At 34.2% G+C, this 15,843-nt stretch carries 20 protein-coding genes and 1 pseudogene; 15 read left to right on the top strand and 6 right to left on the bottom strand.

Annotated features, from left to right (window positions below; all coding sequences use genetic code 11):
* Window positions 1-18: 18 nt before the first annotated feature.
* Complete coding sequence (locus C4F50_RS05170) at window positions 19-465, top strand: copper resistance protein CopD (protein WP_193845348.1); 447 nt, start codon at window positions 19-21, stop codon at window positions 463-465.
* Between the two features lie 90 nt (window positions 466-555).
* Here C4F50_RS05170 and C4F50_RS05165 read toward each other — a convergent pair whose 3' ends face one another.
* Together C4F50_RS05165 and C4F50_RS05160 are read right to left on the bottom strand one after the other, a co-directional pair.
* Complete coding sequence (locus C4F50_RS05165; protein WP_193845347.1) at window positions 556-834, bottom strand: hypothetical protein; 279 nt, start codon at window positions 832-834, stop codon at window positions 556-558.
* A 226-nt stretch (window positions 835-1,060) separates the two neighbouring features.
* Window positions 1,061-1,261 (bottom strand): hypothetical protein, encoded by a 201-nt coding sequence (locus tag C4F50_RS05160; RefSeq protein WP_193845346.1) that lies wholly within the window; start codon window positions 1,259-1,261, stop codon window positions 1,061-1,063.
* A 122-nt stretch (window positions 1,262-1,383) separates the two neighbouring features.
* On the opposite strand from C4F50_RS05160, the gene C4F50_RS05155 reads away from it, so the two are divergent.
* The 3 genes from C4F50_RS05155 (at window position 1,384) to ku (ending at window position 3,641) form a co-directional block, all read left to right on the top strand.
* Window positions 1,384-1,650, top strand: coding sequence for a helix-turn-helix domain-containing protein (locus C4F50_RS05155; protein ID WP_193845345.1), 267 nt, complete (start codon window positions 1,384-1,386; stop codon window positions 1,648-1,650).
* An 82-nt stretch (window positions 1,651-1,732) separates the two neighbouring features.
* Complete coding sequence (locus C4F50_RS05150; RefSeq protein WP_193845344.1) at window positions 1,733-2,728, top strand: hypothetical protein; 996 nt, start codon at window positions 1,733-1,735, stop codon at window positions 2,726-2,728.
* Between the two features lie 142 nt (window positions 2,729-2,870).
* Window positions 2,871-3,641, top strand: a complete 771-nt coding sequence (ku, locus tag C4F50_RS05145) for a non-homologous end joining protein Ku (RefSeq protein ID WP_193845343.1) — start codon at window positions 2,871-2,873, stop codon at window positions 3,639-3,641.
* A 45-nt stretch (window positions 3,642-3,686) separates the two neighbouring features.
* Here the strand turns inward: ku and ligD are convergent, their stop codons facing one another.
* The gene (gene ligD, locus C4F50_RS05140) at window positions 3,687-6,218 is read right to left on the bottom strand and encodes a DNA ligase D (RefSeq protein ID WP_193845342.1); all 2,532 of its coding nucleotides are present in this window, start codon (window positions 6,216-6,218) and stop codon (window positions 3,687-3,689) included.
* A gap of 37 nt (window positions 6,219-6,255) precedes the next feature.
* Window positions 6,256-6,384, bottom strand: coding sequence for a hypothetical protein (locus tag C4F50_RS25750; protein ID WP_255521101.1), 129 nt, complete (start codon window positions 6,382-6,384; stop codon window positions 6,256-6,258).
* Between the two features lie 213 nt (window positions 6,385-6,597).
* Here C4F50_RS25750 and C4F50_RS05135 point away from each other — a divergent pair, with 213 nt between their 5' ends.
* The 4 genes from C4F50_RS05135 to C4F50_RS05120 all read left to right on the top strand — a co-directional run bounded on the left by C4F50_RS05135 (window position 6,598) and on the right by C4F50_RS05120 (window position 8,963).
* Entirely contained in the window at window positions 6,598-7,041 is a 444-nt protein-coding gene (locus C4F50_RS05135) for a response regulator (RefSeq protein ID WP_193845341.1), read from the top strand.
* A gap of 269 nt (window positions 7,042-7,310) precedes the next feature.
* The gene (locus C4F50_RS05130; RefSeq protein WP_193845340.1) at window positions 7,311-7,904 is read left to right on the top strand and encodes a hypothetical protein; all 594 of its coding nucleotides are present in this window, start codon (window positions 7,311-7,313) and stop codon (window positions 7,902-7,904) included.
* 107 nt (window positions 7,905-8,011) lie between these two features.
* Window positions 8,012-8,494 (top strand): GNAT family N-acetyltransferase, encoded by a 483-nt coding sequence (locus C4F50_RS05125; protein WP_193845339.1) that lies wholly within the window; start codon window positions 8,012-8,014, stop codon window positions 8,492-8,494.
* Window position 8,495: 1 nt separating this feature from the next.
* Window positions 8,496-8,963: a MarR family winged helix-turn-helix transcriptional regulator gene (locus C4F50_RS05120; RefSeq protein WP_193845338.1), complete on the top strand. Its 468-nt coding sequence runs from the start codon at window positions 8,496-8,498 to the stop codon at window positions 8,961-8,963.
* A gap of 321 nt (window positions 8,964-9,284) precedes the next feature.
* Here C4F50_RS05120 and C4F50_RS05115 read toward each other — a convergent pair whose 3' ends face one another.
* Window positions 9,285-9,644: a winged helix-turn-helix transcriptional regulator gene (locus tag C4F50_RS05115; protein WP_228011955.1), complete on the bottom strand. Its 360-nt coding sequence runs from the start codon at window positions 9,642-9,644 to the stop codon at window positions 9,285-9,287.
* 107 nt (window positions 9,645-9,751) lie between these two features.
* Here C4F50_RS05115 and C4F50_RS05110 point away from each other — a divergent pair, with 107 nt between their 5' ends.
* The 5 genes and pseudogenes from C4F50_RS05110 (at window position 9,752) to C4F50_RS05090 (ending at window position 12,680) form a co-directional block, all read left to right on the top strand.
* Window positions 9,752-10,384: a nitroreductase family protein gene (locus tag C4F50_RS05110; RefSeq protein ID WP_193845337.1), complete on the top strand. Its 633-nt coding sequence runs from the start codon at window positions 9,752-9,754 to the stop codon at window positions 10,382-10,384.
* A 261-nt stretch (window positions 10,385-10,645) separates the two neighbouring features.
* The gene (locus C4F50_RS05105; protein WP_193845336.1) at window positions 10,646-11,023 is read left to right on the top strand and encodes a hypothetical protein; all 378 of its coding nucleotides are present in this window, start codon (window positions 10,646-10,648) and stop codon (window positions 11,021-11,023) included.
* A 118-nt stretch (window positions 11,024-11,141) separates the two neighbouring features.
* Window positions 11,142-11,600, top strand: a pseudogene (locus tag C4F50_RS05100) (transposase); the annotation flags it as partial.
* A gap of 31 nt (window positions 11,601-11,631) precedes the next feature.
* Entirely contained in the window at window positions 11,632-12,195 is a 564-nt protein-coding gene (locus C4F50_RS05095) for a Crp/Fnr family transcriptional regulator (RefSeq protein WP_193845334.1), read from the top strand.
* 95 nt (window positions 12,196-12,290) lie between these two features.
* Window positions 12,291-12,680: a RidA family protein gene (locus tag C4F50_RS05090; protein ID WP_193845333.1), complete on the top strand. Its 390-nt coding sequence runs from the start codon at window positions 12,291-12,293 to the stop codon at window positions 12,678-12,680.
* 226 nt (window positions 12,681-12,906) lie between these two features.
* On the opposite strand, the gene C4F50_RS05085 is transcribed toward C4F50_RS05090, so the two are convergent.
* The gene (locus C4F50_RS05085) at window positions 12,907-13,449 is read right to left on the bottom strand and encodes a hypothetical protein (protein ID WP_193845332.1); all 543 of its coding nucleotides are present in this window, start codon (window positions 13,447-13,449) and stop codon (window positions 12,907-12,909) included.
* Between the two features lie 310 nt (window positions 13,450-13,759).
* Between C4F50_RS05085 and C4F50_RS05080 the strand changes: the two genes are divergently transcribed.
* Window positions 13,760-14,518, top strand: coding sequence for a helix-turn-helix domain-containing protein (locus tag C4F50_RS05080; protein ID WP_193845331.1), 759 nt, complete (start codon window positions 13,760-13,762; stop codon window positions 14,516-14,518).
* Between the two features lie 30 nt (window positions 14,519-14,548).
* Window positions 14,549-15,751, top strand: coding sequence for an FAD-dependent oxidoreductase (locus tag C4F50_RS05075; protein WP_193845330.1), 1,203 nt, complete (start codon window positions 14,549-14,551; stop codon window positions 15,749-15,751).
* The last annotated feature ends 92 nt before the right edge of the window (window positions 15,752-15,843 follow it).

The following is a 15,843-nucleotide window of genomic DNA, read 5'->3' as shown; positions in this document are numbered from 1 at the left end:
GATTTTCAATTGGTAATTATGACACTACACCATCTTATACTTATTTTTCATCTGATCGCAGCAACCATTTGGGTGGGCGGTCATTTGCTTCTTAGTATTTGTTATCTGCCAGAAGCTTTAAAGAAAAAAGACCCGCAGATTATTCTCCATTTTGAAAGGAAATTTGAAAAATTAGGAATGTCGTCTCTCTTCGTTTTAATCTGTTCCGGAATCTGGATGGCGTATGATTTTGGGGTTTCGTACCAAACATGGTTTAGTTTTTCTGGAGGTTTTGAAAAAGTGATTTCAATAAAACTGCTTTTACTGTTTCTAACTTTTATTTTCGCCCTTTGCGCTCAATTGTATTTTATCCCAAAACTAAATCCAAACAACATTAAGAACATGGCTTTTGTGATTATTTCTGTAACAACAATTGGTGTAGCCATGCTTGTTTTGGGATCAACGCTGCGATATGGCGGAATTTGATTGTTTACGTGAAATAAACAGCCGCTGCCTCCATCTAAATCTGGCGGCAGCGCCTGTTTTTTTTGCAGTTATCTATTTAAAAACGCTTTTTTAGATATAAACCGAAATTACTCCTAAAGAAACAAGAATTATAATAGTCCAGAAACCAGCTCTGTTCATTTGTACATATTTTTTCTGAGAATTATTTTTACTAAACATTACAATAAATGCAGGCAGTATAAAAAGGTTTATTATGAGCGAAAATGGTAAAATGTAATACGAAACCTTATGAGGACCACCATCATGCATTAGTATAGAAATACTTACTGGCAGAAAATATAGATTTGCTAAAAATATAAAAAAAGGGACATAACGATCCAATTTCTGCATTTTATGATTTTTATGAATTAATAATAGTAAAGGTAGCTTTTTAATACTTCTTTTTGGTTCTTGGGCAATACCTTATTAACGCAATAAAATTAAGCTTTTTTTTAATTAAAAATGATTCAGACTACTTCTGTACTTATCCATAATACCTTTAAACAGATTTTTATTTGAGGGAGGCGAAAGCAACAAAGCCTTAGCATCCGAGGAGACTGTCTGCAAGTAATGCAGTTTACAGCATTACAGCATTTACTTCGTGATCTAGCGCAAGCATACATAATTTGAGCATATTGACTGCAGTAAACATCATGTCGTAATAATTGTAGAATTTGATTTCTGCCATGTAATTACCATCTTTTTCAGCCTTTAAAGTCTCGAAATTGAGTTTAGCTAACTTTCTAATAACATCTAAATTTATAGTTTCGTCTTTCATCAATTCTATCTATTTTTTTATACATCATATTAAAAATCTCAAACAAGATTTTTTTTACAAATATAGAAAAATATAGCACAAGTGCTATAGTTAATTTACTATTTATGTGCTTTTTTTGATAAGTGGAAAAGAAAGAATCAAAATCTAGAAAATTGATCTTCGATCAAGAAGGTTTACAATTGTTGGCAAAGCGACTAAAAGAACTACGCTCCGAAAAAGGTGTGTCGCAACAGGAGTTAGCTAATCGTTCTGAAATTTCTTTATCACAAATTGCAAGGATAGAAACCGTTAAAATAAATCCAACTGTTAGTACTATATTTAAAATTGCTAGAACATTAGAGGTTTCACCAAGTGAGTTGTTTGATTTTAAATTACCATCATCAAAATAAATCATAATCCTTTTAGAAATCTAGAGAATCAAATTATAGATGTTAACCAAATAAACCCAAGCAAAACAAATCCAACATCAATATGATTCGTAAAACCCTATCGATTTTTCTCGCCATTTTATTTTTGCAAAGCTGTAATATTGGAACATCTGGAACATGGAAAAACGATACTATCGAAAATGAAAAAAGAGACCAAATTAAAGCCTTAAATGACCAATTTTTTAAAGCTTTAATGACGAATAATGTCAAAGAAGTGAAAACATTATTATCAGATAAACTGCTTGAAAAAGGAGGAAATGAGATTGACAAATTAATTGGTGATATTTACACTACCTATAAAGCAGACAGTTACAGAATTCTTGATGAATACAATGTTGAGAATACCACCACAAATGTCGGCAATACTATACCATCTGGAATTTCTAAAGATAACGATTACGTGATCAATTATTTAGCTCTAAATAAAGATATGTATGTGTCGTTATTAATCCCAAATGGGCATCAGAATGAATTATTGATTACACTTATCTATGGCAAATATGGTGATGAATGGAAAATAAATATTTTTCATGTCGGGCAGTATAGCTTTTCTAAAAAAACTGCACCAGACTTCCATAAATTAGCTCAGGAAAGCTACAAAAAATCGTATTTAATTGATGCCATAAATTACAGCAGTATGGCAAAAAAATGCTTGAGACCGGGAGATGAAATTTTTAAGTATCAAAAAGAAAATGATATTAATACTCTCTATGATAAATTAATGGCCGAAGCTAATGCTAAATATACATTTCCACTCACTCTGGAAAACGTAAACACAAAACCTGTGTTGTACAGCATTCAGCCTCAAATGATAATAGATCAAGGATATTCGCCAATGGTTTGGTATATCTCAAAAATCAGTGTACAAGATACTACAGCCTTAAAAGTGGAAAATGAAAAAGTTAAGACCGAAGTAAATAACCTTTTTGCGGGTATAAACAAAGACAAAAAATATGTTTTTTATAGAATATCTAATGAAATACCAGATGGAAAAAAACTAGTAAGACATTTTGGTATCATTGATAAATTAAAAGAATAATCAAACTTAAAATTAATATTTGATATTTGGATTTCTAACATTAATAAGCATTAAGATTTTATAAAATTTTAAACAGCCGCTGTAAGGATAAAGCTCTGGTCTGGAATTACTTTTATGGTACTTTAATTAAATTTTAGAAATCATGAGATCAATCTGGACAGGTTCAATAAGTTTTGGGCTGATAAACATTCCCATCAAAATATTTTCTGCAATACAAGAAAGCACGCTTGATATGGATATGCTCGACAAAAGCGATCATTCTAACATAAAATTTAAGCGTGTCAATGAGAAAACAGGCAAAGAAGTTGCGTTTTCTGATATTGTAAAAGGCTATAAAATCGAGGACAATTATGTGATCCTTGAAGACGAAGATTTTGAAGCCGCAGATGCCGAAAAGACCAAGACAATTGATATTCAGAATTTTACTTCAGAAAAAGAAATTGATAGTTTGTATTACGAACAACCGTATTATCTAGAACCCGACAAAGGCGCTGCAAATGCCTATGCCCTGCTTCGAGACGCCATGCAATCTACGGGAAAGGTTGGCGTTACTAGTTTTGTACTGCGAAACAAAGAAGCATTGGCGATTTTAAAACCGTATAAAAATGTAATTGTTTTAAATCGAATTCGTTTTGCACAAGAAATTCGAGACACCAGCGATCTTAAACTTCCAGCAGTTTCTAAAACCAAAATCAAAGAGATCGATATGGCAAATAAATTGGTCGAACAATTGACAGAACCTTTTGATATTTCGAAATATAAAGACGAATATACCGCCAAGCTTTTAAAAATTATTAAAGATAAAGCCAAAGGCAAAAAACAAACAAAACCAAAACTAAAAGTGGTACACAAACAAAGCGATGATTTAATGAGTATGCTGAAAGCTAGTTTGGAAAAAAAGAAATCGTCTTAAGCTGTTTTTGTTTGTAGTTTGTGCTTATAAATCCTAAACAACAAACTACAAACCATTTTTCTTTAATATCCCTTTAATATCAATTCCTTTTCCTAAAACAGGTTTCCACAGATCGCCTTTTTGCTCAAATCGTTTGAGTACATTTTTGATTGTAAATTGTTTTGGCGAAAGCTTTGCATTGACTTCATTCCATTCTAATGGAGTCGAAACCGTTGCGCCGGGTTTTGGACGTACAGAATACGGTGCAGCAAGCGTCTGCCCTTTTCTGTTCTGCAAATAATCAATATAAATTTTATGGTCTCGTTTCTTAATCGAACGTTCCAGACTCGTAATTTTGGGAACTTTTTGATACACTTCGTGCGCAACAATCTCAGCAAAAATTTTCACCGTATCATAATCATATTTACCGCCCAGCGGAATATATACATGAAGTCCAGAAGCACCCGAAGTTTTGCAATAACATTCGGCTTCTAAACCGTCCATTACCTCTTTTACAGCCAGCGCTGTTTCTACCACTTTGGTAAAATCATCTTTTTCGGGATCAATATCGATTACCACCCAGTCTGGATTTTCGATTCGTTTAATGGTCGAATTCCACGGATTTATATCAATACAGCCCAAATTTGCCATATATAAAAGCGTTGCTTTCTCGTTGCAGATTAAATAATCAATATTGGCATTGTTAGATTCTGAGAATATCTTTTTGGTCTTGATCCAGGACGGGATTTTATCTTCGTCTACATCTTTCTGATAGAAGCTCGGGCCTTCAATGCCGTTCGGAAAACGGTTCATAGACTGCGGACGGTCTTTTAAATAAGGTAAAATCAAATCTGAAACTTCATTATAATATTGAATAATTTCTCCTTTTGTAATTTTGTCGTCTGGAAAATAAATCTTGTTTTGATTGCTAAGATGAAGTGTAACTTTGCCCAATTTTAAATCAAAATCATTCTCGGTTTGTTTTGCTGTTTTTGGCTCCATTTTACTTTCTTTTTTAATAATCACACTGCTTTTTCCTGAAAAAGATACTTCTTCTGCATTCTTATCGATACGAAGTCCGAGATAAACGGGCTGCCTTAGATGATTATCTTGTGTCCATTCTGCAAATTTTACCTGGCACACAAATTTTGGCTGGATCCACTGAATGGTTTCCCGAACGGAAATCTTTTCTTCTAGCGGACTTTTCTCTATAAAGTGAGGACTGAATTTCTCATACAGTTCTTTCAGAATTTCATGAGAGAATCCCGTACCGCATTTACCAATATATTTTAATGTTTTTCCCTCGTACTGACCCAATAAAATCGCTCCAAAATATTTTCTCGAATTTTGCGGCGTTGTTATTCCAATTATAATGGCTTCTTCTGCCTGAGTGTTTTTAATTTTCAGCCAGTCTTTGGTCCGTTTATTTATGGTATAAGAACCAGACGCTTTTTTAGCAATGATTCCTTCTGTTTTATTTTTAATGGATTTATTAAAAAAATCAATCCCCTTTCCGATTACATGATCGGAATAAAAAACATGCTCAAGTGCTGCTTTTTCTAATAAAATTTTCAAAAGTTCTTTTCGCTCCAATAAGGACAAATGTGTTATATCATTTCCATCAAGATTCAAAATATCAAAGACATAATATTTTAATTTACCTTTTCCGGTTTTCAAATAATTTTGCAGCAATTGAAAATCAGAAACACCCGCTTTCTGTTCTACTACCACTTCTCCATCCAAAATAGCTTCATGCTCTAATTTCTTCAAATCATCTGCGATCGTCTGAAAATTTTTGGTGAATGAAATTTCGTTTCGGCTGTATAGTGCTGTGTCTTTTTCTGTAACAACCGAAATGGCTCTGTAACCATCGTATTTATTTTCAAAAAGCCACTCTTCATCATCAAAAGGTTTATCGGTGAGACTGGCAAGCATTGGTTTCTTAAAACTTAATGCTCTTTTTTTTGCCGAAGTCTTTGGTTGCTCTTCTGATTTTTTTTCTTCTTTTTCTTCCTGTTTTTGAGCTTCTTTTATCATCGACTCTAAACTTATTTTAGAAAGTACCGATTTATCTTGGGTCAAAATATCCTCTTTTGCAGCATATTTATCTTGCTTTTTGAGCAAAAGCCAGGCATTTTCTTGTTTGCCGTGCAATTTTACAAGCGAAAAACTGCCTCTAAGTTTTTTTCCTTTCAAAACAAATCTCAAATGCCCTTTTTTAAGATCCGACAAAAGCTGCTTTTCGGGAGATTTTCCTGCCTCGACTTCCAGCGGTTCGTAAGTTCCGTTATCCCAAACAATTACATTGCCGGCGCCGTAATTACCTTTCGGGATATTTCCTTCAAAATCTTTATAAGAATAAGGATGATCTTCTACTTCCATCGCCAGTCTTTTAATGTCAGGATCCAAAGACGGACCTTTAGGAACAGCCCAGCTTTTTAAGACACCGTCCACTTCTAACCGAAAATCATAATGAAGATGGGATGCGGCGTGTTTTTGAATCACAAAAATCAATTCGTTTTTAGAATTTCCCTTTTTTCCTTCGGGTTCTTTAGTCGATTTAAAATTGCGCTTTTGATTGTATTTAGTTAAAGACATAAAAAACAGTTTTAAAGGTTTGTAAAAAAAAAAGCTTTTAGTGGCCTGCTCGTCTGATATATGCTGCTTTTGGATTATTAGTTTTTCCTCTCGAAGCACTATTTTGTCTTTGGATTTTGCTTGTGTCTTTCAACCCTGATTTTGTATCTCGTATTGAAGTTTCCATAATCGTTTTTTTAAGTTCAAGACACAAAGTTCTTAATTACAACACATTAAACAGTTATACAATTCTTTATTAGAATTACAGTTTTATAGTATAAAAGGCCCAAACCTTATAATAGTATAAGAATCGGCTTAAATCATGTAAATTTTTCACAACATTATTTTGAATATTTACATTACCAAATTTATTAATACTTAATAAAAAAATAGAAAAGAAATGGCAGATACCATATATATTGTTTTAGCTGATGATGACGCAGATGATCGTTCTTTTTTTGAAGACGCATTTAACAGCACACAGCTTCGATATAATTTAAAAATGTTTAATGATGGTGAAGAATTAATGAATTATTTAAAAGCACCAGAAACAGTTTTACCAAGTATTGTTTTTTTGGATTTAAACATGCCGCGCAAGAACGGAATTGAATGTTTGAAAGAAATTAGGGAGAATCAAAATCTCAAAAATTTATCAGTTGCGATTTATTCTACCTCTTCCAATTCAGAAGACATCCACGATACTTTTGTACTCGGAGCTAATATTTACATCACGAAGCCTAACAATTTTAAAGAATTGGTCAGAGTGCTTCATAAAGTTGTCACCGTAAATTGGCAGTTTCATACCGCCAATCTCAACAAAGAAACTTTCTTAATGACAATTTGATCGACCACAAACAAGCCCTTTAGTTCTTATTAAAGGGCTTTTTTTTTAGGCTTCATTTTATTAAAAAGCAGTACCGCTGCCAGTACTAATTTTAAAATTCATTTCATTTTTCATTCAGAAAACCAAGAGTCCTTTTTTAAGATAAAAATGCCAAATTTTTGATAATTCCGTTACAATTAAACAATAAATTCATTCATTAAATGTTTATAAATAGAACAAAACACATTTAATTTTTAAGAATCAAACGGATTGATTAACACGTATAAAGTATGAAAAAAATATTTTTTTTATTAGCAATAACCACTTTTTCGCTGCAATTAACAGCACAAGAATTAAACAATAAATACAAAGCTATTCCTTCTAAAAATCCTACACCAAAAGAAGTGATTCCGCCCAAAGAAGTTTCGCCCAATGTAAACCCGCCTGCGGTGGTAGAAAAGCCAGAACCGCCAAAAGTAGATCCGGAACAGCTTTTTAAGAACACTAATATTTACAAGCAAGAAGCTAATGTAGAGGGAATTTTCTACAGAAGAAATCAGTTTTTAGGCAGCTTTAACACCACAACCGTTACTTCGACCATAATGTATCGTGACGCTGCTTTTGTAGACGGCGATAAAGTAAAAGTATATTTAAATGATAAAGTTATAGAACCTGAGGTTTCGCTGACCAGCGAATTTAAAACCGTAAAAATTACTTTGGTTCCTGGAATTAACAAAATTGATATTGAAGCTTTGAACGAAGGTTTTGCTTCTCCAAATACAGCCGAGTTTAAGGTTTATGATGATAAAGGAGCGGTTATTTCGTCAAGCGAATGGAACGTCGGAACTGGTTACAAAGCAGTAATTGTTCTGTTTAAGGAATAAGGATAGTACTAAAAGAATTTTAAAACTGCTGTTTTCAGCAGTTTTTTTATTTGGATATATGTAGTTAACTACGTAGTTTTGTACATATAATATAATCTGCTTAGAAAATGAAGATTCAGCCTATACAAAACCAATATGAAAACGAAATCATAGATTTGATTTTAAACATTCAGCAAAAAGAATTTAATGTACCTGTAACGTTAGAAGATCAGCCGGATTTACTCAATATCACGAATTTTTATTTTGAACCGGGCGGTATATTTCTTGGTGCTTTTATCGAGGAGCAGCTGGTAGGGACTATTGCTTTGGTGAAATTTAATCAAGAAGCCGGTGCAATTAGGAAAATGTTTGTCAAAAAAGAATTTAGAGGAAAAGAATTTGGAATTGCCCAGAAGTTATTAGAGCAATTGATTCATTTTAGTACAGAAAATGGAATCCAAAATCTGTATTTGGGAACCGTGACGATCTTAAAGGCCGCTTTGCGCTTTTACGAAAAGAATGGTTTTGTAACCATCGAAAAAGAAACCCTTCCGACAGATTTTCCGTTAATGAAACCAGACAATGTATTTTGTCATTTAAAACTACAATAAGATGAACATAATTGACGAAATCGGCATACTGGCCATATCCACACGATTGCAGCGCTTAAGCGAACAATTGCGTAAAGACGGCGCATTGATTTACAAATCTTTTAATATTGATTTTGAGCCCAAATGGTTTCCCGTAATTTATACCCTGCACATCAAAGAGACGCTGAGTGTGGTCGAAATTGCCAGCGAAATTGGTTACAGCCATCCTTCTACCATCAGCTTACTAAAGGAATTGGAAAAACAGAAAATCATCAGTTCTAAAAAAGACAAACTAGACGAACGCAAAAGACTGATTGTTTTAACGCTTAAAGGAAAAGAATTGGTTGCCCAAATGCAGCCGGTCTGGAACATTATGCAAAAAGCATTACAAGAAATAACCGACAACCAAAATAATCTTTTAAAAGCAATTGAAGAAACAGAACAAAATCTAGAAAAACAAGGGTTTTATCAGAGAGCTATTTTGGATTGATTTTAGATTGATTTTAGATTTTAGATTTTAGATTGTAGATTGTAGAATATTGATTTTAGATTTTAGTCCCGAAGCCTCGAGATAGATTGTAGAATATAGATTGTAGATTTTGAAACCGTGAAACCTGAAACCCTGAAACTTGAAACCTGAAACCTGAAACCTGAAACCTGAAACCCTAAAACTTGAAACCCTGAAACCTGAAACTTGAAACTTGAAACTCTAAAACCTGAAACTTGAAACTTGAAACTCTAAAACTTGAAACTCTGAACCTGAAACCTGAAACCCCAAAACCTGAAACTTGAAACCCTGAAACTTGAAACTCTAAACTTCCCTTCCAGTGATTTTTTTTCTATGAATTGCTCCCCATTTGGCCAGAGAATCAATTACTTCTTTTAAGGTATGTCCGTATTCTGTGAGTTGATATTCTACAGTAATCGGTTGTGTTTTGAGAACGGTTCGGGTAACGAGCTGGTTTTCTTCCAGATTTTTTAGTTCTCTGCTCAGCATTTTTCCCGAAATACCTTCAACTTCACGAAGCAGATCGGTAAAACGCAGGGTATTAAAACACAATGAGGCAATAATAGCAATTTTCCATCTTCCGTTTAAAATATCCATGGCATCGTGTACCGCCATTATTCTCTTATTGCAGTTTGTTTTATTGTGTTCTAATTCTTTTATCATAGCAATGTTAGTTAGTTACCTCGATGTTACAGTTACTTTTGGTAATGGGATGACAAAAATACACTTAAAGTTTTTACATTTGAATAGAAATTTAAATTACTATAAAAATGGCCTTAATAGAAGCATTAAAATGGCGTTACGCTACCAAAAAAATGAACGGACAAGCTGTTCCGCAAGAAAAACTAGATTATATTCTTGAAGCTGCAAAACTTGCTCCGTCTTCATCTGGTTTACAACCTTATAAAGTTTTTGTTATTTCGAACCCAGATTTAAAAGAGAAACTTAGAGCAGTTAGTTTTGATCAAAGCCAAGTTACAGATGCTTCTCATGTTTTGGTTTGGGCTGCTTGGGACGGTTACAGTTTAGAAAAAATTTCGGCTGTTTTTGACCGTACAATTGCAGAAAGAGGCATTCCTGCAGATGCAATGGACGAATACAAAGCGAGACTTTGGGGAATGTACGAGCCTCTAGGACAGGAATGGCATGCAAATCACGCTGCAAGACAAGCTTATATTTCATTTGGTTTGGCAATTGCCGCTGCCGCAGAACAAAAAGTAGACGCAACGCCTATGGAAGGTTTTATTCCGGCAGAAGTAGACAAACTTTTAAACTTAAGCGAACTGGGTCTTAAAAGCGTTTTAGTTTTACCGCTTGGCTACAGAGATGAAGCAAACGACTGGCTTGTAAACCTTAAAAAAGTAAGAACACCACAAGACGAATTCATTACAGAAATTAAATAAGAGATTTCGTTTTTGCTTTATTGATAAATGCTTCTAAAATTGCTTAAAAAAGTTCTTTTAGAAGCATTTTTATTTTAGTGCATTAACATTTTTCGGCATCTTCGTGCTAACGAATCCTTCAAATCCAGTCAAATCTCCTTATTTTTTTTAAAAACTCGACAAAAAAGGTATCAAAAGCGGATAATTAAATGATAATCTATCCCTAATTTTGCGGTGTCCAAAACAATTTATATCCTTTTAAAAATACTTAAATTTAGAACTATGTCTGATTTTTTAACCCAATTCGGAGAAGACTTAAAGAAAAACGTACCCGGTTTTATCGCAGTTTCTGTTGCCGAAATCTCAACAGGTATGGCATACTACTCACAATCTGTCCTAGCTGATTTTGATCCAGAATTAGCTTCTGCTTTTAACCTTGAAGTGGTAAAAGCAAAAATGAACGCTATCAAAGCTTTAAACTTACAAGGTCAGGTAATTGATAATATTATGATTACTTTGACGTCACAGATTCACATTGTTGATGTTTCTGACAATCAAGATTATTTTATTTACCTAGCGGTAGATTCTACCAAAGCAAATTTAGGAATGACAAAATCTATCTTAAATAAATATAAAAAAGAAATTGCGGCTAAACTTTAATGCTTTTTTGATTACCGCCATTAAAAGGAATATTCTACAGAATATTCTTTTTTTTTATTTTACAGTTTTGCACTTCACATAAATAATTTATATTTAACATAAATTATGAAGCATATTAATGGAATTAAGAGCCTATTTTGAAAAATATCCCGATGAAGCAACCTGCATAGAGGAATTAAAGGATAAAAGACTGCAAAATGGTTTAATCTGCAGAAAGTGCGGCCATGATGCCCACTCTTTTAGAAGAACAGATTTAAAATTTCAATGCAAGAAATGCGGCAGCCGCATCAGTCTTCGGTCTGGAACTGTAATGGAAAATTCTAATCTGCCGGTTCGTTATTGGATGATCTGCATCGAGCTGATGACTTTAACGCATAAAAAAATGTCTATTCTAAAAATCCAGTATTTATTAGGACATAAACGTTATGAACCCATCTGGCTGATGGTACAGAAAATAAAGCTTGTCATGCGCATAAGAGACGAGAAATACCGCTTACGTGCTTATTCTCAGTTTGATCCCGAATTTCTTCAAAAAATAGATAAACTAACTTTGGAAAAGAAAAGCAAGAAGACGCAACTTTAAATTTTAATTCCCTACTCCTCTTTTCATGAAGGCTGATTTAAAAGAACACATCCAAAAAATCATTCCGCTGACAGATGAAGAGTTTGCGTTTGTAAACTCCCATTTCAGCACTAAAAAATTCAAAAAACATCAGTTTCTTATTCAGGAAGGAGATCCTGTAAAATACTCCTATTTTGTAATTTCAGGTCTTTTAAAATTGGTTTACACAGACAGTTCTGCCAAACAGCACATTGTTTCTTTTGCGATGGAGGATTGGTGGGAAAGTGATTTTTATGCTTTTTACACCCAAACCAATGCCACAATGTCTCTTGAATGTCTTGAAGATACCGAAGTACTTTGCTGTACGCTCGACGATTACAAAAAGCTTTGCAGCGGCCTGCAGAAAATGGAACGTTTTTTTCTGGAAAAAGCTACTTTTGGTTTCTTAGGATCACAGCGCCGAATTATTTCCTGGCTCACATCCAACTCTAAAGAACGTTATGAACATTTACTCCAGCAATATCCTTCTCTTTTTCAACGCGTTCCAAAAAGCCTGATTGCCTCGTATCTGGGGGTTTCGCGCGAAACTTTGAGCCGGCTTTCTTCCTGATGTGATATACATCACTTATTATTTGTGAGAAAGATCAAGAGCTGATTTCACCCATTATAACCAATTTTGCTTTACTAATTTTTAAAGCAAAACAAATGGAAAAAAGAATCATAAATCCTTGGCAGTGGCAGAACGAACGCAGTTACGCGCAGGCAGTTGAAGTAAAAAATCCGGAAGGAACTTTGTACGTATCTGGCCAATGTGCCATTAGCGCAGACGGAATTTCAAGCAATGAGAATATGGAATCACAGCTTATTCTTTCTCTCAAAAACTTAGAACAGGTTATTACCCAGGCCGGATACGATTGCAGCGGTATTGTAAGACTCAACATCTACACCACTTCTACCGCCGATCTCTGGCCCCATTTTAATATATTCCAAGATTGGATTGCCAAACACAACATTACTCAGGCTACTACTCTTCTTGAAGTCAAAAGTCTTTTTGAAACCTTGGCAGTAGAATTAGAAGCTACGGTTGTAAAATAATTTGGGTTAAAATAAAATATGCCGTACAGCTATCCTTTGTACGGCATATTTTATTTAAAATTCAAATTCCAAAATGTCATTCGGAGCAAAATTGAGATTCAAACGAATCAACTTCAAGAAAAACACTAATCATCTAATTATCTAATTATCAAATTGTTTAATTATCTAATTATCAAATTGTCTAATTGTCTAATTGTCTAATTGTCTAATTGCCTAATTCTCTAATTTATTTCTTTTTGCTATTCTTTTTTGCTTTAGATCTTTTTGCTTTTTTCTTAGCAATCTTTTTAGCTTTTGCCTTATCTTTTGCTTTTTTAGCTTTGTCTTTCTTTTTTGCTTTTGCTTTTAGTTTGGCTTTTTTAGCCTTCTCTTTCTTTAGATCTTTTGCTTTTTCTTTTTTCTTAGCAGCCGCTTTTTTCTTTTTCAATTTTTCTTTTTTCTCAGCAAGCTGTTTTTTATCTTTTTCTTTCATCTTTTTACTTTGTTTTTTGTTTTTAGATTTATCTTTTTCCTCGCCAGTCGATTCCTCTTCTGTTGCAGCCGTTACTTCTTCCCCTTCTTGTTCTGTCTGCTCTTCTAAAACAACAGCAGCTGTTTCTGCCGTTTTTCTTGAAGTTCTTTTTGCCTTAGGTTTTTCAGCTGCTTCCTCAGATGCAGTCGAATTCGTCTCTGTATTTTGAGCCTCGTTCTGATCGATTGCGTCGGTAGAGACAATTGTATTCGCGTCTACTTCTGGTTCAGAGTCATTAGTTAATACTTCTTTTGTCATTATTGTCTTAATTTTAAGAATTCAGTTAAATTAATTTTTATAATTTATATTTTTTAATGTTATTAAATCATTAAATTAACATCAAAAAATAATAACCAAAGATAGATTGAAAAAGGTATTCGCCAATGTTAAGTTTTTAATAGCCGAGAAAAACCAAACATAAACAACTACCCTTCAAACACTTACCCAATGTTAAGTTTTTCAAGGCGGTATTTCGTCCTATAGAAACACCTGTAAAACCGATTTAAAACTGACCTGACTGCATAGAACTGAATAACAATTTGCATACTTTCGTTTAAATTTTACTAAAATGCATCCCGATTTAGAATACAGAGCTGTAAAACCAAATCCAGATCTTTCTGATTTTGTCGATAGTTTTTGGTGCATGCACTACAAATCTGATCAAACACTAGAAACAATAGGACTTCCCGACGGCAGAATCGACTTGTCTTTTACACACACCCAAGAAAATGCCTTTCAGGTAAGACTTTTAGGTTTAGGAACACAGCAATATGAAAAAGGACAGATTCCAGCCAACAGTCTGACATTTGTAATCAGCTTTAAGCTTTTGGCAGCAGAATATATTTTTCACGAAAGTATTGCAGCCTTTCTCGACTCAGCAAAAATGGGAGCACCTGATTTTTGGGATTTCAACCAAAATGATTTGAAAAACTTTGAATGGTGCTGTGAAAAAGCTTCTTCTAAAATTCATTCTTTACTAACAAAACAAGTCGATCCCCGCAAACAAAAGCTGTTTGAACTGATTTACAAAACAAACGGCTCTATGACTGTACAAGAGCTTTCTGAACAATCCAATTGGAGCAGCCGTCAGATCAACAGGTATTTTAATAACTATTTTGGCATTTCTTTAAAAACATATTGCTCAATTCTTCGTTTTCGTGCTTCGCTGGAACACATTGCAAAGGGAAAACTGTTTCCAGAGGAGAATTTTACAGATCAGAATCACTTTATAAAAGAAATGAAGAAAATTTCGGGAGCGCTCCCAAAAGAATTATTTCAAAACAAAAACGACCGATTTATACTATTATCGGCTCTTTCATCACAATAATTTTGCTGCATAGATTTAAAAAATAAAACTATGCTGCTACAAAATAAACAAGTCGCCGTTATTGGCGGCGGAATGGGCGGTTTACTCCTTGCCCGGCTTTTACAAATGAAAAATGTTTCGGTAAAGGTTTACGAAAGAGATCGTAATGACCAAGTTCGGGTTCAAGGCGCACCTTTAGACTTACATGAGGATTCTGGTTTAAAAGCCATGAAAGAAGCCAATTTACTGGAAGAATTTTACCAGAATGTTCGTTCCAATGCAAGCAAAGCCCGAATTGTCGATCAAAAATTGGAATTGAGATTTGATGAGCACGAAGCGCGACATTCTCATAAAGATGAGGAATCAGGCATTCATGGCAATTCGATCCAAAACATTTCGAAACCACGACCAGAAATTGATCGGTCTGAACTGCGAAGCATACTCCTGAATTCACTTGAACCCGAAACTATAATTTGGGACAGCCAGTTTGTTTCGATGAAAAAAGAAAATACCGGCTGGAGGATTTATCTAAAAAATGACTTCGATTTTTATGCTGATTTTGTGGTCGGCGCCGACGGATCCCATTCTAAAATCCGCCCGTATTTAAGTGACATAAAACCCGTTTACTCTGGCATTACAATGTTGGAAGGCACTATTTACAACGCTAAAGAAAATGTACCGCAGCTTTTCGAGTTTTCTAAAGGCGGTAAAGTACTCGCGTTTGGCAGCAGGCAGGCTATTATGTACGGCACAAAAGGAGACGGTTCGCTTATGTTTTTAGCCAGCAGTAAGCTCCCAGAAAATCAAATTGAGCAAAGTAATTTAGATTTTACCGATCATCAGCAAGTTTACAAATGGTTTAAAGAGGTCTACAAAGATTGGAGTCCGCAGTGGGATGCGCTTTTTACAAGTAAAGAATTACATTTTATACTGCGTCCGCAATACTATTTTCCGTTCAATCAATCTTGGAAAACGCAGAAAAACCTAACCATGCTTGGCGATGCCGCACACCGAATGCCTCCGTTTGCTGGAAAAGGCGCCAATCTGGCGCTGCTGGATGCTGTGGATCTGGCTGAAAATCTAACTTCAAATCAATTTTCTGATATTAAAACAGCCGTGGCAGTCTTTGAAGAACAAATGACAAAAAGAGCCGCTGCAGCTGTAAAAGAAACTTTGGAAAATGCGGCACATCTTTTTTCTGAAAATGCTTTGGAGCGATTGACTGCTGTTTTTAAGAAAAATAACACAAATTAAAACATTAAACTTCAAACACTTACAGTTATTTTATTTAAATTTACAAGTATCAGAATGCATTGCGCTGCAAAATATAAATTCACTAAAACAAA

The sequence above is a fragment of the Flavobacterium hungaricum genome (assembly GCF_015182285.1).
Taxonomy (GTDB): domain Bacteria; phylum Bacteroidota; class Bacteroidia; order Flavobacteriales; family Flavobacteriaceae; genus Flavobacterium; species Flavobacterium hungaricum.
Note: the sequence above shows the minus strand (reverse complement) of the source record. Positions and strands in the feature narration are given on the sequence as shown.